Raw genomic sequence first — 19054 nt, 5'->3', positions numbered from 1 at the left:
GTTTTTTTTTAGATAATAGAGTTAAACACACATTGCGGCAATAGATATTCCTCCTTCGTCGGAATGGCAGTGTATTGCAATAAGTGTTTTAACCACAAATGGGATCTTGAATAAAAATTCTGTTCATTATTGATTAGCGTCAAAATTATTGAGCTCGTTTTTCACTCAAAGTTTTTAAAAAAAAGTAATGTTCTATTTCAAGCAGGCAAAGAAGGCAGCATAGCTGCTGACTAAGCGCATGCAAAGTGTTCGCTTCATCTGAATCCATTAAAGATCGATTCATTTCTTAGCTTACTTAAAATAAAGAGTAGTCAAAAAGAAACCTTTGCATGAATTTTAAAAATTAAATAGATCTAATATTATATGCCCCCAACTTTTGCGCTTAATCCCATAAATGACACTATTGGTACAGTTGATATTTGTACAAGAATATTAATAGGGTTGGAGTTTAATGTAAGCTGTGAACCAAAAAATCCTGATGATATTTTCACCGGGATTTTTGGATTCTTTAAGGAGTTCATGCAACATCTGCTTCATATGACCTGTTTAGCCCTTTGAAGTAAGTTTACAATTGAATAAAATAATTCTTAAAGAATAGAAAAGTATAGTAATGAGGAAAACCTCAGGTATTGTGTTTTTACAATCTTTTAAGTAGAAATATAATAATGCTATTTATCAATAGAACCCAAAACCTTTTGGGCAAAAGAGTTTAAAGCATCTTTTTCGCTCATTCCGTTCTGTACATTGGCATGAACTTCCAAAGCCCCGCAAATGTTGGTAATAAGCTCTCCTGCAACATTAAGATCCTCTTCGCTTGTTCCTCTGAACTCACAGAAGCTTTCCAGGACTTCTAATGTTTTTTCAAGGCTTTCAGGAGTCTGATTCTGATAAAACTGTCTGATTACTGGTAACTTCATTATACTAATTCGTTAAAAAGGTTAATTAAACTTTCTGCCTGGTTAGATTGAACCTGATTTACCAATTCTCCGTTTTTAAAGATGGCGAAAGTAGGCAGGTTATCTACTTTTGCTAATTTTCTGCTTTCAGGAAGCTTTTCAGCATCTACATATAAAAATGGAATAGATTCATTTTCAGATGCTAATTTTTTGAACTTCGGCTTCATGATCCTACAGTTTCCGCACCATGTTGCCCCATACTGAACAACTACTTTTTCGTTGTCGTTAACTATGTTTTGTAATGTATCTTCGGTTAATTCTGTGTACATAAGTTTATTTTTGGAAAAAATAAACAATGTAACAATCTAAAAAATTACCAATCTAGTAAATTATTGTACTGTTAGATTGTTACATTGTTATATTACAATATTAATTTTTTGCTAAGTATTCTGCTGTAGAAGTTCTGTCTGCTTTCATTGCTTCTTTTCCTTCTTCCCAGTTTGCCGGACATACTTCACCGTGTTTTTGAACGTGTGTGTAAGCGTCAATTAATCTTAAGAATTCTTTTACATTTCTACCCAGTGGCATATCGTTTACCGCTTCGTGGAAAATTTTTCCGGTTTCGTCGATAAGGTAAGTCGCTCTGTAAGTTACGTTAGAACCTGTGAAAATTTCATTTCCATCTTCATCATATTCGAAATCCTGATCTACGATTCCTAATGTGTTAGCCAATTGTCTGTGTGTATCAGCTAAAAGCGGATAAGTAACTCCTTCAATACCTCCGTTATCTTTTGGAGTGTTTAACCATGCAAAGTGTACTTCGTTGGTATCACAAGATGCACCGATTACTTTAGTGTTTCTTTTTTCGAATTCACCTAAAGCTTCCTGGAAAGCGTGAAGCTCTGTAGGACATACAAAAGTGAAATCTTTAGGATACCAGAATAAAAGAACTTTTTGCTGGTTGTTTACTGCTTCATCAAGGATGTTGATTCTAAGATCATCACCCATTTCAGACATTGCGTCAATCGTTAAATTCGGGAATTTTTTTCCTACTAAAGACATAATTTTCTTGTTTTTATATTTAAATTTCTGTTGCAAATATATAAAAGACTTGTCTATCGAACAAACAAATATCGATAAATAAAATCTATAATTGTTTTTAAGGTGTTTTAATTGAAAAAGCCCTGAATTCAGGACTTTTTTGTTTATTTTTTTAGTTAAATTTCTCTAACAACTCTTTAATCCGTCTCATGGCTTCTCTGAGATCTTCTTCTGAAGCAGCATAAGAAAACCGGATACATTCAGGGCTGCCGAAAGAGAGCCCGCCCACGCATCCTACATGTGCATTTTCAAGAAGGAACATAGCAAAATCGTCCGAATCCTTAATTTCGGTTCCGTTCAGATTTTTACCGATATAGTGTGAAATATCCGGGAAGAAATAAAACGCTGCTTTTGGCAACAACACTTTGAATCCCGGGATTTCTTTGATCAGTTCATAAACCAGGTCTCTTCTTTTCTTGAAGGCATCAATCATGTACCTGTATTCTGAAGGGTCTGTTTTTAAAGCAACAATGGATGCCCTTTGGGCAACAGTATTGGCACCGCTTGTCATCTGTCCCTGTACTTTTTCACAGGCTTTAGCCAGCCATTCCGGGCATGCGGAGTATCCGATTCTCCAGCCGGTCATTGCAAATGCTTTAGACATTCCGTTAATAACGGCTGTTTGCTCGTATACTTCCGGAAACTGGGCAATAGAGGTTGTTTTTGTTTCATAATTGATGTACTCATAGATCTCATCAGAAATTATCGTAACATGAGGATATTTAGCAATAACCTGAGCAAGAGATTTTAGTTCATCATAGGTGTAATATCCGCCGGAAGGATTACATGGAGAACTGAAAAGGATAGCTTTGGTTTTCTCTGTAATGGCTTCTTCCAGTTGTTCTGCTGTCACTTTGAAATCCGTAACATAGGATGTCGGAAGCATTACAGAAGTTCCGCCCATCATTTTTACCATCTCATCATAGCTCACCCAGTAAGGAGCGGGAAGAAGAACTTCATCACCATCATTAATGATCGCTGCCAGAACATTTAAAATAGCTTGCTTGGCACCATTGGAAACACAGATTTGAGTAGGTTTGTACTCCAGTTTATTATCTCTTTTTAATTTATAGGCAATAGCTTCACGCAATTCCAGGAATCCGGGAACAGGAGAGTAGTGGCTGTAGTTTTGATTGATGGCATCGAACGCAGCCTGTTTGATATTATCCGGAACATCAAAATCCGGTTCACCAAGAGTTAAGCTGATTACATCTATTCCGTTCGCTTTCATTTCCCTGGCTTTGTTAGACATTACAAAAGTCTGTGAGTATCCTAGTCTTTTTACTCTATCTGAAAGTTTATCCATGTATTTTTTGAATTTTAACAAATATAAATAAAAAGGTTTTTTAAAAGGAATAAAAAAGATAGCCGGTTTAAAGATTTTTATCAGGTCGGGACACGATTTTTACATTCATAAAGTGGATACTTTTACAGCAAACTTTAATGGAGTTATTGTCCAGCAGCGTTTTATGTAAAAAAGATTAAAGGATCTCAATTAGTGAATCTGTGTTTGCAATTCATTCCTTTAAAATTTGAATAAAGCTAATAAAAACTTATTTTTGCGGATTATAATAATTCACATGTCTACATCGTTACTATTAAAATACTTTCCGGATCTAACAGAAACGCAGCTGGAACAGTTTGCACAATTGGAAAAACTGTACAATGAATGGAATGAAAAGATTAATGTGATTTCCAGAAAAGATATGGAGTCGCTGTATGAAAAACATATCCTGCACTCACTGGGAATTGCCAAAGTAATGGAGTTTGCTCCGGGAACGAAAGTTCTTGATATCGGGACCGGAGGTGGTTTTCCGGGTATTCCTCTGGCAATTTTATTTCCCGAATCAGAATTCACTTTAATTGATTCCATCGGGAAGAAGATAAACGTAGTGAATGCTGTAGCGGAAGGTGTCGGATTAAAAAATGTAACGGCCATTCACGGAAGGGCTGAGAAATTAAAAGATAAATTTCATTTTGTAGTCAGCAGGGCAGTTACCCAGATGCCTGAGTTTTTAAGATGGCTGAAAGGAAAGTTTGAAAAAGAGCAGTTCAATCAGAAGCATAATGGTGTTTTATATCTAAAAGGAGGAGATCTCGCAGAGGAACTGGCAGGAATTAAATGCGAAATTTTCAATCTTAAAAATTATTTTGAAGAAGAATTCTTTGACACAAAAAAAGTGGTTTATTTGTCAAAAGGTAATTTTAGTTCCTGATTTGACAACAATAAGGAATGATTTTTGCTAACTATTTATTGATAATCGGGAAATTAAAAAGTTATGAAAAAACTTTTAAACATTGGGTTTTTGGTGATTTTATCGGGTCTGTTTCTGGTCTCGTGTAATGATGATGAAGACTACCAGACCATAGAATCCATTGGCAAGATTAAAATAGACAGTGTAAAAGTCATGAATGATACGATGGATGTGTTTACCATTCAGAGTATTAAAACCTATTCTACTTATCCGTCTCATTGTGAAGGTTTCTACGGATACGATTATATCTATAATGCCAACCTTGAAAGAACCGTTACTTCTTACAAATACATTACGAACGGCCCTTGTGCACAAGGCAGCTATGTGGGAGCCAGCCAAATCAACTTCAGTCCGCAGAAGAAGGGAACCTATATCTTTAAATTTTGGAACGGTGGAAATAACTGGATTACCAAAACAATTGTGGTGCAATAATGAAGTTAGGCTGGATGTTTTGTTTTTTGACTGTGAGTATCCTGTATGGTCAGAAAATAATCTGGAAAGAAGAGCAGAAACTTGTCTGGGATAATTTCAGGAGTCCTGTTAAAAGCAAAAGTAATCCGGATGTTGCAGCATATACAAACTGTGGCTGGGAATATTCTGTAGTGAAATCTACCAATCCAAAGTCTCCCGTAAGTATTGAAATAAAGGCTGTTTTTCATGAAGATAAATCCTGGAAGGATGTAAACAAAATCAATGATTATATTTTACTGCATGAGCAGAAGCATTTTGATATAGCGGAGATGTTTGTAAGGAAATTCAGAAAAACTATTGCAGAGAAAATTAAAACTTCCGGGGATTATGACAGGTTTTTTAAAACAGTGTATAATGAGATGTCAGCCAGCTATAAAAACTTTCAGGTCTCTTATGATAAAGAAACCCGCCATGGGATGAATAAAGAGAAACAGGAAGAATACAATACGATAATTTCTCAAGAATTAGAAAATTTAAAAAGCTATAAAGCCCCTTGAAATTCCTCAATAAAATCATTCATGAACTGTTGGCGCAAAACCCGGATCTTTCTGCGTTCAATATCATTCTGCCCGGGAAGCGTCCCATTGTGTTTATCCGTCAGATTCTGGAGGAAAATAATTACTCCGGTTTCCTGCCTAATTTTTTCACAATAGAGGAATTAATTAATACGATTGCAGATAAGCAGCCTATTCAGGGAATACCACTCTGGCTTTTTTCTTATGATGTATTCCGGAGTCTGAACTTTACACCTTACGAAGATTTTGCAGAATTTTTAAAATGGTTTCCGACCTTGCAGAAAGATTGGGACGATATTCTGAAATTTTCAGACAGTGATCAGGCAGTACTGCAATATATGTTTGATGAGGAAAGGATTAAGGAATGGGCCCAGAACCTAGGGGATGACGAAGGTGTTCCCAGAAAAAAGTTCCTTAATTTCTGGCGGAATATGAATGTCTTTCTTCCGGAGTTGAAAGAGAAATTAAAAGAAAGGAACTGGGCTACCTCAGGAATGATTCATGAAACGGCAAAAGCCGAAATTGAAAGTTTTGCGAAAAGTACTTCAGAACATTTTGTTTTTTGTGGGTTTAACGCCTTTACTCCGGTTGAAGAAAAACTCGTCAGGAGCCTGTTGAAACAAGATAAGGCCCAGTGTTTTTTTCAGGCAGACCGTTATTACTTTGATGATGAAAGACAGGAAGCCGGGAAATTTCTCAGAAATCATAAAATGTGGAAAGAATTTGATGAGCACCGGGCTTTTCAATGGATTGAAGATGATTTCAGCCAGCCTAAAAAAATCAAGGTTTATGAGGTTTCAGGAAATGTAACCCAAACAAAAGTACTGCCGGAGATTTTTAAGGAAATCAATAATAAAACCTATTCCAATACAGCGGTAGTGCTGCTTGATGAAAATCTTTTGCCTGCGAGCCTGGATGTGATGCACGGGATTGAAAGCCTGAATATTACCATGGGATTTCCTTTGAAAAACTTGTCCTTTTCCAATGCAGTAAAAACGTCTTTTTTACCTGCAAAAGCAATTGGAGAAGAATAAATCGTCTTACTATTACAGGGATATTTTTCCGATTTTGGAAGAATTGCCCAAATCTGCTGAAGATGAACTCATCATTAATGATTTTAAAGCAAAGATTGAAGAAAGAAATATTGTCTATATTTCCGGAAAGCTTTTGCATGAACTTCTGGGCAAATTATCGTATTTCGGACTTCTTCAGAAAGCGGAGGGTACCCATTCTTATCTCGATAAGCTGATTGCATTTTGCCAACAGGTTAAATGGCTGGAAATAGATGACATTCAGTACGAAAATGTTTCTCATTTTGAAAATGCGTTCAGGATTATCAAGAACCAGCTGACTCCCTATAATATTGAGATCAAAATGGAAACACTGGAAATTCTGATTAATCAGCATATTAATTCCGAAAGTATAGATTTCCAGGGAGAACCATTACGGGGGCTACAGATTATGGGGCTGCTGGAGACACGTCTCCTGAATTTTGAGAACGTCATTATGCTTTCGGTGAATGAAGGGAAACTGCCCCTTGGGAACTCACAGAATACCTATATTCCTTTTGATATCCGTAAGGTTTTTGATCTTCATACATTTCTGGAAAACGACAGCATTTATGCATATCACTTTTACAGGCTTATTCAGGATGCCAGAAATGTTCATTTACTGTACAATGCTTTAAGTTCCGGTGTGAATACTGGAGAAAAAAGCAGGTTTATTACCCAGATTGAAATGGAAAGTGCTCATGAGATTGAGCATTTGATTATTGAAAATTCTTCAGATCCCATTACTACAAAACCTATTGAAATTGCTAAAACGGGAATTGTAATGGAACGCCTCCAAAAATGGAAAGAGAAAGTATCTGCTTCACACCTTACAAGTTATCTTTATAATCCTATCGATTTTTATCTTTCCAAGATTTTAAACACTTCGGAAACCGATGAGATTGAGGAAGAATTATCAGTGAAAAATTATGGAAATCTGGTTCATTACTCACTTCAAGAAGTATATGAAGTTTTAAAAGGTAAGTTATTAAAAGAAAGTGATTTGCGAAATTCAATTAAAGCTGTAGATCAATATATTAATATTGCCATTGAAAAACTGAAACATCAGCCTGAATTCTATGAAAAAGGGATGAATTATATTCATAAAGCCATTGCTAAGAAAGTAATTGAAAATATCCTCAATCATGATCTTGAATTAATAAAGCAGGGCAATAAATTAGAAATTGTTGATATTGAAAGAAAGTTTGAAAATGTAGAATTTTACCTGGAGGGAAACGATAAAATTTCTTTTTTTGGTTTTATCGACAGAATCGATAAGCTGAATGGGACTTTAAGAATTATCGATTATAAAACTGCCAAAATTAAAAATCTTAATGTGAAAATTGACGAAGACAATGTTTCTGATTATTTCCATAATAGTGACCGGAAGCAGGCTCTTCAGTTATGTATTTATCATTACGTGGTGCAACACCTTCCTGAATTCTGGGGTTTTCCTATAGAAACCGGAATCTGGAGCTTTGCAGAAGCCAAAAAAGGAATGGTTGCGTTACAATTCGATAAAGGGGATATCGATGAGGCGATGAAATCTGTTAAAAGCCTTATTCTGGAGATTCTCAATCCGGATATCAGTTTTGTAGAGAATATAAAGTCTTATTAAGGTGTCCGGTTTATATTTTTACTAAAATTCTGTACCTCGTTTAAAATTATTAATTAATTTTTTTAGTCCTTTCCTCAAAAAAATGGAAAATGTTTTTATTGAATCTCATAGAGTTTTTTAGAGGTATAATTGTATATTTACTGTAAACTTTTCATCTCAGGATAATTGAACAAACGCAGCACCGTATGAAAAAGCTTTTGACAGTATTGGCTATAATTTTCTCTTTTACTCTACAATCTCAACAAAAAACGGATACTTTAGATACAGCATTGCAAAATATAACCAGGGATACCAAATTCGGGCTCGCTCTAAGTGGAGGCGGGGCCAAAGGATTTGCTCACATCGGTATTTTGAAAATGATTGATTCGCTCGGTATTAAAATCGACTATATTACCGGAACCAGTATGGGAGGTATTCTTGGCGGGTTATATGCAATGGGGTATAATGCTGACCAGCTGAAGAAAACCGTTTATAAAGTAGACTGGAACAGGATTTTAAGTAATAAAATCCCTTACAATAAAGTGAATATCAGCGAAAAAGGAGAGTATGACAAATATATTCTTGAGTTTCCGGTGGTAAAAGGGTTTCCGACACTTCCCAGTTCTTATATTGAAGGGCAATATATGGGTGAAGTTCTTAATACCCTTACCTTCAATGCAAAACATATTAATGATTTCAGCAAGCTCAGGATCCCTGTAGAGCTTACCTCTTCTGATATAGAAAACGGAGGATTGGTTATGCAGAAAAAAGGCTCTTTGCCCTTGGCAATCCGTGCCACTTTAGCGATCCCGGCGGCTTTTGCCCCGGTTTATATTGATGGAAAATTATTGGTAGATGGTGGTTTGGACCGTAATTATCCTGCAAATGAAGTCAGACAGATGGGGGCTGATTTTGTAATAGGAGGATACACAGGGTTTAGGCTTTTTACCAAAAAGGAAATTGAAAATCCGATGAAAATGATCTATCAAACCCATGCAATCCGTTCTGTAGAAGATTTTAAACACCAGAAGGAACTATCCGATATACTGGTAGATTTTGTAGATCCTTTGGGAGATATTACCACCAAAGACTTTGCAAAGTTCAGAAGGATTATCAAAATTGGAGAAACGGAAGCAAGAAAACATCTTCCTGAATTTGTAGCATTGGCAGAAGCGCAGAAAAAGCTGGGTATTAAAAGTGAGCACCAGATGATTGAGGAAGTAAAAATGCCAACAGCAAAGTTTACATATAATGAAGAAGATGGAACCCCAATTACCGATACTGCTGAAATAAAGGTAATTAAAAATCAGATGGGATTGATGGAAGGAAAGTATTATGATGCCAAAACAATCAACGAAGCCATTGACCGGGTTTTCGGGATGCGTCAGTATGAGAAAGTGTATTATACCTATACCGCTGAAAATGACCATCTTGTAATGAATATTTTTGTGAAAAGAGCTAAAAAGGGTGCCTTTAAACTGGCTCTCCACTATGATACGGAACAATCTGTAGGAATTATTGTAAATTATACATACCGGAATATCCTGATGAACAGATCAAGATTTTTAGCAACTGTAGATATTTCAGAACGTTTTAAAGCCAGATTGGCGTATCAGCAGTTTCTGGGTACCGGAGATCGATGGTGGTTTGAAGCGGAAGCCAAAATGATACATCTTAAAAGTAATGACCTGACTTTTAGATTGGTAGATCTTTATAGCGAAAGTGAGAATGCCAGATTCCCTAATCATATGTATAGAAATATAACCGGGAAAATTGCCTTAAATTATAATGTTACACCGAATGCATTTATTTCTTTAGGTACCGAATTCAGTACGGAAAGAATGTATAGTCTATTGGATAAAGTAGATCAGACAAGGTATGATAATTACAGTAAAAAACTATATAATCACAGCAATTTTAATACTTTTCTGAAATTTGAGCAGAACAACCTTAACAAGAAATATTTTTCTACCAAAGGAAATCATCTTCAGGCCAGCGCCAGGTTTTATTATGGAGATCAATATGAATTGTATGATTTAGAGCAGGTACAACCTCAGTTGTATTCTATTTTAAACCCTAAGGGAGATTATTACTATCAGCCTGAAAATCTGGTTTCATTTACTTTAAATGAAAATTTTGCTCATCCTGTTACAAGAAGCCTGACCGTAAAAGGCAATCTATTCCTGGGAACAAGTTTCGGATCCCAGAAGGAGGGAAAATATCCTTATCTGTTTCTTAATGAGAAATATAATCTGGGAGGAAGTGAATACAATTATGATTTACTCAATCCCGAATTTAATGGATTACGCCAGAAAGAGCTGCCTGTAACTTCTGTTGCCAAAGCTGGAGTAGCGCTTCAATACAGAATCATGAGACGATTGTACCTGACACCCTCCCTTCATTATGGTAAAATCAGTCAGGAGCTGTCACCTTTTAAACAAAGTTATAATATTCTGGGTTACGGACTGAATCTCGGATATGAATCTCTCTTAGGTCCAATCAGTTTTAATATTTCAAGAAATGATTATCTTGAATTCTGGAGAATATATTTCAGTATAGGATTTAAATTTTAATCCATAAAAATACACCCCACAGAAATGAGGTGTAATAAAAAATTAAACTTGAAATTAATAGAAGAGGATAGTTAGAGTTTTATTTTTTTATGGTTTACTTTACCATTAGAAAGACTGATTTGCACCACATATACTCCCGGCTCTAAATTGTCAGATTCAAAGCTGGATTTATTGACCTCTTGTTGAAGCACCAAAGTACCGGAGATGCTGTATATACTAATGCTTTTGATAACATCACCCGATCTGGCTTTAATTTGACGATTTTGCGTATAAATCTCGGAAATGTCTTCTGTTAGTCCACGACCGATTGATTTTTTAAACTGAAGGTTATAAAACGGAGTTACCACTTCAAAAATATAATTTCTGCTTTCCAGATTCCGTATATCAATGCCGTTGTTTTCCTGGTATTGTTCATTGGAAATGGTTTTAACCAGGTTTTTATTTTCATCAAAAATATGTACTGAGGAAAGTTCCTGCGGATTAATTTTTAATTGTAAAACAGCATTATTTTCAGATTGAACCATTTCATTTTCTGCAATTTCCTTTGGGGTACTTTTGATATAAGGAATCAATTTATCTTCATTGTTTTCCGATACTTTTAAAAGATAGACTCCATCCTTTAAAGAAGATAAATTGCGGTTTGCTGCTGATCTGCTTATGGCTTTTTCCTGGTTGAAATCTGTAATTTGAATCAGTTGCATAGTTCCAAGATCTGGTTTTATCTGGGAAGAGGATAATGGATCAGCCTGTGAGAGAACTGGAGCGGACTGTTTGCCAAAAATGGAATCTGCAATAGCCCATTGATTTAAAAGGCCGCCGCTCCTCAATGTATTGAATTTTGCATTTGATGCCAGAACGAAAGGTACAATACCTCCTATATGACCCAAAGGCCCCCAGTAAAAGGAGTCAAGTTTATATTTATTCAGATCCCACCATGGATAATATCCACGCTGTACTTCAATGGTTTTGGAAGTATTTTCGGGTGGAATAGCCAGATCTACGGTAGAATGGCCCAAAGTCATAGGAGTTTTATTATACCAATCGTATACATCCTTAGGTTTCATACATTGTCTGAGTTTGTTACCTGGATTATTGGTCACATCATTGATAAAATTGGTGGTAAAAAGCTTTCTCCATATAACGGGACCCCAAAGCAGCCCTCCGTTATCCTGGACTACATGATAATTGTAACGGTCCAGGTATTCTGCAGAAATGACTTCCGAAATATCGCTGGTATAGGTTTTATATCCGGTATTATTGCAGCTATGCAGAACATTGGCTAAAAATGCAGTGAAAGGATAAAAATCTTTTTCCAAAACCCCTTTATTGAGAGTGACCCCTGAGAAGTCATAAGGGCCGTCTCCCATATAAGCATACTTAAATTTTAAATTAGTAGGATTAGACACACTTAACTTCTTGAGTGTAGACATTGCGGCATGGGCTCCCTGGGAATATCCCGCTAAGAAATATTCATCATACCGTTTTACTCCCAATTGAGACAAAACTTTATCAGCTGCCGTTACAAAATCTATGGTAGCCCCGGCTTCTGTGGCATAATCTACATACGGGTGAGTACCTTCTCCTGTTCCCATCCCTACGTAATCAGGAGCCATTAAAATATATCCGTTAAGTACATACGATAATTCAACAACAAACCCGGCTGTTAATGTTCCTTTAAAATTGGAGGGGACATTATGCCTGCTGTCGGTTGTACCATGATCTGAAACTACTGTTGAAAGCTTAAATCCCACATTGGGAAACATAAGAAGTCCGGTTGCCTTTACCAGGTTATTATTCTCATTTTTAGTGTAATAGGTAATTTTATAACCTTTTACTCCCACATTAAACCCGTTAAGATAATTTACAAAATCAGGAGCATTCTGTTCTCCAAGATTATTTGCAATAAAATTGACAACACCTTGCGGGGTTAAGTCCAGTTTCTGTTCTACGCTTACCAGATCACCGGGTTGCTGGGCAAAGTAAAATGGTGCGGCTAATCCTAATAAAAAAACGGCGATTTTTCTCATATTGATATTTTTATAGTGGTATCAATATAGTGTATTTAATAAATTTAATTAAAAATTATGACATTAATAATTATTCATTGAATATCAAATCTCCTGAAAGTGACTAAAATAAAAGAGTCTGGTCCATGGGCCAGACTCTTTCGGTATATTTTGCTTTGATTTAAAAAGCGTTGATTCCTGTAATATCTAAACCGGTGATTAACAAATGAACATCATGAGTCCCTTCATAGGTGATAACCGATTCTAAATTCGCAGCGTGTCTCATCATTGGGAATTCTCCCATAATTCCCATACCTCCAAGTATTTGTCTTGATTCTCTTGCGATATCAATAGCCATTTTTACGTTGTTTCGTTTTGCCATTGAAATTTGTGCAGGAGTAGCCTTATGATCATTTTTAAGATTTCCCAGCTGAAGACATAACAATTGTGCTTTTGTAATTTCTGTCAGGAATTCGGCTAATTTCTTTTGCTGAAGCTGGTAGGAGCCGATTGGTTTACCGAATTGTTTTCTTTCTTTCGAATATTGAACTGCAGTGCAGTAACAGTCGATAGCAGCACCGATTACTCCCCATGAAATTCCATATCTGGCAGAGTTCAGACAAGAAAGTGGCCCTTTAAGTCCTGTAACTCCCGGAAGTAAATTCTCTTTAGGAACTTTCACATTATTGAATACCAGTTCTCCTGTTTTTGAAGCCCTTAAGCTCCATTTATTGTGTGTTTCCGGAGTGGTGAAGCCTTCCATTCCTCTTTCAACGATGAGTCCCTGTACTTTTCCTTCTTCATTTTTTGCCCAAACCACAGCGATATCGCATAACGGTGAATTGGTGATCCACATTTTGGCACCATTTAAAAGATAATGATCTCCCATATCTTTAAAATAAGTCTCCATAGAACCCGGGTCAGAGCCGTGATTAGGCTCAGTCAGCCCAAAAGACCCGATCATTTCTCCTGCAGCAAGCTTAGGAAGGTATTTTCTTTTCTGCTCTTCAGAACCGAATTCGTTGATAGGAAACATTACCAGTGAGCTTTGCACAGATGCAGCAGAACGTACTGCAGAATCTCCTCTTTCCAACTCCTGCATGATTAAACCGTAAGAAATCTGGTCTAATCCTGAACCGCCATATTCCACCGGGATATATGGACCTAAAGCCCCAATTTTTCCTAATTCTCTCATCAGGCCGGGAAGATCTGTATGGTTTTGTGCTGCCTGATCAATCTGTGGCATTACAAAACTTTCTACCCAGTCTCTTACAGATTGGCGGATTAGTTTGTGTTCTTCAGTAAGTAAAGCATCTATACCGTAATAATCAGGGATGCTTGTAAGAGGATAATATGACATGATTTTTTGATTTTGTTAAAAATAACAATTTTCGTCTTGTCTGGGAAATTTTTTTCTCAACTTCTGTTATTGTTGATTTTCAATTGTATAGCGTTATTTATGGTATTTTAGTGCTCTGTTTTTCATTTTCAGACCTCCTCATCGTTGGATATAGGATACTGATTAGGGGCATTATGAACTTTGCTTTTGAATTTATACAGGTAAGGGGCTTTATTTGCTGAGCCATCATATAATTTTTCAAGTCTGTCAAGAATATTTAAACTTAAAATTTTCCGCTGAAAATTATTTCTCCTGAACTTCTGTCCTAATATTGTTTCATAAAGTGACTGAAGGTCTTTCATTGTAAACTTTTCCGGAAGAAGATTACTTGCTGCCACTTCCGTATTGATATTCATCCGCAGGTATTCCAGACCCGTTTCTATGATCCTGTCGTGATCAAAAGCCATCTTAGGTAACTTGCTAACTTCAAACCATTCACAGCTTTCATTGAAAGCATCAGGAAAAGTATTGGCTATTGAAAAATCGATAAGGCTGCAGTAGCCAACCGTTATAAATCTTTGGAAAATCCAGTGATCTTTCGGAACCTCTATTCCTTTGTTTTGAAGAAGAATCTGGTGAACGTTATTTTCTGTACGGTCTATTCTTCCGAAAGTATGAAACTGCTTTAAAAACAAGTCTTTAAGGTGTGTTCTCTCAAATAATACCCTTGCAGCTGCTTCCCGGAGATCTTCATCATTAAATACGAAACCGCCCGGGAGTGACCATAAATCCAGATCATGATACTTTAAAAGCAATACCTTCAAAATGTTGTTATGAAAACCGAATATTGTACAGTCTACCGATACATGGGCTACAAAATCTTTAGTATCGATAAGCTCCTGAAGGGTTTCTTTATTTTTTGTGTCTTTAATTTTCATGGCCGTAAAAATAAATATTTTCTAGCTATTCTTTCGAGAGAATTTAAAATATACTAAACTAATCATAAAAAGAATAAGTACGGAGCCTAAAATATATAAAGGATAAAAATTTAACAGTTTTTTTTCAAACAATAGTGACATAATGATAGAGCTTACAGAGCTGCCCAGAGAGGAGAAAATAACAATCAGTGAAGTGAAAAGATTGATCTTAGCCTTACCGATGGTGGCAATCATTTTTGAATTAATAACAGGGTAAAGTGGTGCCAGAAACAAACCGATCACCGGAAACAGAAAAAGCAGCAGCCTGGAATTTTCATGATCAAAATATTGTATTCCCAGAATAATGACAAGAATGGTTATAATTAAAAAAATGCATGACACATAATATCCTGTTAGTGGGAAATTCCTGATAATATTAGCCGTGACAGTTCTTCCGGCATAAGAGAAAAGAGCCAGAAAAGAAGAGGCCTGTAAAGCAAAAAAAGAATTGACTTTCAGGTGATTTTTGTAAAAAGAAGGAAGCCACGAATTAAATCCCTGTTCTACAAAAACAATAAAGAAAATAACCCCCAGAAACAGTAATACAGGAAATGTGGTAAAACCTGACAATTCAGAAATAAGGCTCTTGTTTTCTGTGGTGCCTGCTTCTGAAATTTCTATTCTCGAAAACAAAAATATCGTTACTGCAGAGAGAAGTGTGATCAGTAAAAATCCGGATTTCCAGAATTCGGAGTACTGGCTGGAAATCAGCCAGCCAAAGCCGGTATTGACTACAAAAATGCCTATCATAAAGGATGCTTCTACGCTGTTCATGGTTTTTGCCAACGCTTTTTCATCAGAAATATTATTCCTTATGATTCCGAAAACACAGATTTTGCCTATCGCAAAGCAGGCTCCAATGATTGCAAACCACACTTTATAAAACCAAAAGTCTGCTATAAAAGGAAGTAGCGATGAGCAAATTCCTACAATAACCAAAGCAAGGATTATGGCTTTTTTTGTTCCGGTCCTGTTAATGAAACTCACGGCAAAAAGAGAGATAAAAGCGATGGGAAGATCTTTAAAAGACTCCAGCATTCCCAGTTCTCCATAGGTGATTTTTGCCTCAGACAACTGCAGAATGATAAGTCCCATGCAATTTAAAACCATGGAAAAAATCAGGAAAGTTAATTTTAGAGGAAGTGAAATTTGAGAAAGCTTGGTTGCCATTTTGGGGAGTATCTGAATTGGATTTTTATAAATATTTATGAATTATGGGTAGAAAGATAAGGCTTTCAAGTCCCAAAAATAAACGAAAAATTAAAATAATTATTAATGAAATGTTAATTAATTGAAAAAAAATATATTTTTATTGTCTCAAATTTGAGAATTAAAATAATAACTGTATATGAATGTAAAAAATATCGAGAAGCGTAGGAATGGTGGCTGTCCTCTATTTTACAGCTAATTTCAGTGCCCAGACAACAGTGAAGGACACCGTTTCAAAGGAAAACAAAATAGATGAGATTGTAGTGATTGGTTATGGTACTCAAAAAAAGAGTAATGTAACCGGAGCTATAGCAAGTATTAAAGCCAGTGACATAGAAAATATCCCGGCAGGTAAACCGGAACAGGTACTGCAGGGAAGGGCTGCAGGAGTTTCGGTAGTAACCAATTCCGGACAGCCCGGGGCACCTGCCACAGTAAGGGTACGTGGAATTACCAGTTTTGGGGCAGGAAGTAATAGCCCCTTATGGGTTGTTGATGGAATTGTTGTAGATAACATCGGATGGCTCAATCAATCTGACATAGAGAGTATCGAAGTTTTGAAAGATGGAGCATCATCTGCTATTTACGGTGTCTCTGCGGCAAAAGGGGTAATTCTGGTTACTACCAAAAAAGGCAAAAAGGGAAGACTCAGTCTTTCTTATAACGGGTTTTACGGTTTTTCAAATGCCTCTAAAAAATTGGATCTTCTGGATGCCACCCAATATGCAAAAATCATCAATGAAGGATTGGTAAATGATGGGGGTGCCCCAAGATTTTCCAATCCTGAAGCATTTGGAAAAGGAACCAACTGGCAGGATACGATTTTCGGAACGGGTGAAAAATCCTCTCACGAAGTAAGCATCACGGGTGGCAATGATAAATCAAGTTATTATACATCATTTGGATACTTTGATCAGACCGGCATTGTAATGAGTGATATCTCTTACTACAAAAGGATAAACGGAAGGTTCAACTCAACTCATAAGGTTACTGATTATTTAACTTTAGGGCAAACCTTTGCTTATACCCACACAAAATCTCAGGGAGTGAGCGCCAATGAAGAATATGGAGGTCCTCTGGCTTCGGCAGTGAACCTGGATCCTACAACTCCGGTGGTGGTGACAGACTGGTCGATGGTAGACCCCAACGGCTATACAAACCCTTACATCATTCGGGATCCTGAAGGCCGCCCTTATGGTATCTCGCGGTATGTAAACAATGAAATGACGAATCCAAGAGCTTTCCGTGCTATTCAGCAAGGTAACCACAATTGGTCGGATGATTTTGTAGGTAATATTTTTGCTGAACTTAAATTCCTTGATCATTTTACATTCAAAACAAGTCTTAACGGTAAGAAATCCTATTGGGGAAGCCGAACCTTTACACCCAAATATTATTTAAGTCCTAATTATAGCAACACAGGTTTCAATAGTCTGAATAAGGTGGACGAAAATAAGTTTGAATGGAGTATGGAAAATACGTTGACCTATCAAAATAAATTCGGTAATCATAATCTAAGTGTATTGGTAGGACAGGGAGTATACCGGTACAATATATCCGGAGGTGCCAGCCTGACGTATAGTAATTTACCTATCGACAACTGGACAGAGGCTTCTTTTAATTTTGATATTCCTCAGGATGATATTGTAGCAAAAGGCTGGGACGGAATCCAGACCCGTAAGGCTTCTTATTTTGGTAGAGTTATTTATGATTATGCTGATAAGTATTTATTCACAGGGACCATCCGTAGGGACGGTTCTTCAAAATTTGCCACGAACCAGCATTGGGGAACTTTCCCTTCCATGTCTTTAGGCTGGAATGTGCACAAAGAAAACTTTTGGCCGGAAAACAAAGTGGTTAATAGTTTGAAATTGAGAGGAGGTTACGGAGTTTTAGGGAACGATGAAATGGAGAACTTCAGGTTTGCGAGTTTTATGGTTTCAGGAAGCAATTACACAAATGCCGGAAATAATATCATTATTGGATATGCACCAAGTACTCTGGAAAATCCCAACTTAAAATGGGAACAAACCAGCCAGTTTAATATTGCTGCAGACTTAAAACTGTTTAAGAATTTCACCCTTACTGCAGATTGGTATAGAAAGAAAACTACTGATATCTTAAGACAGATCAATATTCCGGGATATGTAGGGGTTCCTAATTTGCCCTGGTCGAATGTAGGGGATATGGAAAACTCAGGATTGGAACTTGAACTGGGTTATAAAAAGAACTGGGAAGATTTCAGTATATCCGTAAACGGAAATTTTGCTACGATAAAAAACAAGGTACTGCGACTGGAGGATGATATTAATTACTTCAATCTTGCTTCCTTTCAGACAATGGGAGCCGTATCAAGAGTAGCTGTCGGGCAGCCATACGGATCATTTTATGGCCAGACCTATAGTGGTGTTTTCCAGAATCAGGCACAAATTGATGCCTACGTAAATGCCAATGGGGACAAACTATTACCGAATGCCAGACCGGGGGATTTTATCTGGCAGGATAACAACGGGGATGGTAAAATTGATGAAGAAGATAAAGTCAACTTAGGAAGTTCTATTCCGAAATATACCTTTGGGCTTACTGTGAATTTAAATTATAAGAATTTTGATTTTATGGTATTTGCGCAAGGACAGGCGGGGAATAAAATTTTCCAGGGACTAAGAAGACTGGATATCCTTGATGCCAATTACCAGACAAGAATTTTGGACCGATGGACAGGAGAGGGATCTACAAATGACAACCCGAGGGTAACAAGGAATGATCCAAACCACAATTATTCCTGGATGTCAAACTATTACCTTCAGAAAGGAGATTACGTCCGTGTGAAAATTATCCAGTTAGGCTATACATTGCCTCAGGATGTTACAAGCCGTTTCGGAATGAATAAAGTAAGGCTGTATATCACCGGGGAAAATCTTTTTACCTTCACAAAATATACAGGCTATGATCCGGAAATTGCCGGAAGGAATAATTCTGAACAAGATATTATCGGGGTTGACAGGGCTTACTATCCACAAGCCAGAACATTCTTACTGGGAGCAAATATTCAATTTTAATACGTAA

13 protein-coding genes and 1 pseudogene are annotated in these 19054 nt (G+C 36.7%); 6 read left to right on the top strand and 8 right to left on the bottom strand.

What is annotated here, in order from left to right:
• Window positions 1–668 precede the first annotated feature (668 nt).
• From HX13_RS11290 to HX13_RS11275, 4 genes are all read right to left on the bottom strand, one after another.
• Entirely contained in the window at window positions 669–917 is a 249-nt protein-coding gene (locus HX13_RS11290; protein ID WP_050021151.1) for a DUF6952 family protein, read from the bottom strand.
• Complete coding sequence (locus HX13_RS11285; protein WP_050021420.1) at window positions 917–1225, bottom strand: thioredoxin family protein; 309 nt, start codon at window positions 1223–1225, stop codon at window positions 917–919. Before HX13_RS11285 ends, HX13_RS11290 begins: the two co-directional genes overlap by 1 nt.
• Window positions 1226–1325: 100 nt before the next feature.
• Window positions 1326–1958, bottom strand: a complete 633-nt coding sequence (locus HX13_RS11280) for a peroxiredoxin (RefSeq protein ID WP_050021419.1) — start codon at window positions 1956–1958, stop codon at window positions 1326–1328.
• Window positions 1959–2109: 151 nt separating this feature from the next.
• Window positions 2110–3303: a pyridoxal phosphate-dependent aminotransferase gene (locus HX13_RS11275; protein WP_050021150.1), complete on the bottom strand. Its 1194-nt coding sequence runs from the start codon at window positions 3301–3303 to the stop codon at window positions 2110–2112.
• A gap of 274 nt (window positions 3304–3577) precedes the next feature.
• Here HX13_RS11275 and rsmG point away from each other — a divergent pair, with 274 nt between their 5' ends.
• From rsmG to HX13_RS11250, 5 genes and pseudogenes are all read left to right on the top strand, one after another.
• Window positions 3578–4213 carry a 16S rRNA (guanine(527)-N(7))-methyltransferase RsmG gene (rsmG, locus tag HX13_RS11270; protein WP_050021149.1) on the top strand — a complete coding sequence of 212 codons (636 nt, stop codon included), beginning with the start codon at window positions 3578–3580 and terminating at the stop codon, window positions 4211–4213.
• Between the two features lie 63 nt (window positions 4214–4276).
• The gene (locus HX13_RS11265) at window positions 4277–4684 is read left to right on the top strand and encodes a hypothetical protein (protein WP_050021148.1); all 408 of its coding nucleotides are present in this window, start codon (window positions 4277–4279) and stop codon (window positions 4682–4684) included.
• Window positions 4684–5220, top strand: a complete 537-nt coding sequence (locus HX13_RS11260; RefSeq protein ID WP_050021147.1) for a DUF922 domain-containing protein — start codon at window positions 4684–4686, stop codon at window positions 5218–5220. Before HX13_RS11265 ends, HX13_RS11260 begins: the two co-directional genes overlap by 1 nt.
• Window positions 5217–7905, top strand: a pseudogene (locus HX13_RS11255) (PD-(D/E)XK nuclease family protein). The gene HX13_RS11260 and the pseudogene HX13_RS11255 overlap by 4 nt, the downstream one beginning before the upstream one ends.
• A 185-nt stretch (window positions 7906–8090) precedes the next feature.
• Window positions 8091–10457 (top strand): patatin-like phospholipase family protein, encoded by a 2367-nt coding sequence (locus HX13_RS11250; protein ID WP_050021146.1) that lies wholly within the window; start codon window positions 8091–8093, stop codon window positions 10455–10457.
• Between the two features lie 71 nt (window positions 10458–10528).
• Here HX13_RS11250 and HX13_RS11245 read toward each other — a convergent pair whose 3' ends face one another.
• From HX13_RS11245 to HX13_RS11230, 4 genes are all read right to left on the bottom strand, one after another.
• Window positions 10529–12484 carry a T9SS type A sorting domain-containing protein gene (locus HX13_RS11245; protein WP_050021145.1) on the bottom strand — a complete coding sequence of 652 codons (1956 nt, stop codon included), beginning with the start codon at window positions 12482–12484 and terminating at the stop codon, window positions 10529–10531.
• Between the two features lie 160 nt (window positions 12485–12644).
• Window positions 12645–13823 (bottom strand): acyl-CoA dehydrogenase family protein, encoded by a 1179-nt coding sequence (locus HX13_RS11240; RefSeq protein ID WP_050021144.1) that lies wholly within the window; start codon window positions 13821–13823, stop codon window positions 12645–12647.
• A 128-nt stretch (window positions 13824–13951) separates the two neighbouring features.
• On the bottom strand, window positions 13952–14740 hold the full coding sequence (locus tag HX13_RS11235) for an NUDIX hydrolase (protein ID WP_050021143.1): 789 nt from the start codon (window positions 14738–14740) through the stop codon (window positions 13952–13954).
• Between the two features lie 21 nt (window positions 14741–14761).
• Complete coding sequence (locus tag HX13_RS11230) at window positions 14762–15949, bottom strand: MFS transporter (RefSeq protein WP_128572366.1); 1188 nt, start codon at window positions 15947–15949, stop codon at window positions 14762–14764.
• A 209-nt stretch (window positions 15950–16158) separates the two neighbouring features.
• On the opposite strand from HX13_RS11230, the gene HX13_RS11225 reads away from it, so the two are divergent.
• The gene (locus tag HX13_RS11225) at window positions 16159–19047 is read left to right on the top strand and encodes a SusC/RagA family TonB-linked outer membrane protein (protein WP_050021142.1); all 2889 of its coding nucleotides are present in this window, start codon (window positions 16159–16161) and stop codon (window positions 19045–19047) included.
• Window positions 19048–19054: the final 7 nt, after the last annotated feature.

Origin of the sequence: Chryseobacterium sp. P1-3 (genome assembly GCF_000738495.1) — a bacterium.
GTDB lineage: Bacteria > Bacteroidota > Bacteroidia > Flavobacteriales > Weeksellaceae > Chryseobacterium > Chryseobacterium gallinarum.
The sequence above is the reverse complement of the archived record's forward strand: the minus strand, read 5'-3'. Positions and strand labels throughout refer to the sequence as shown.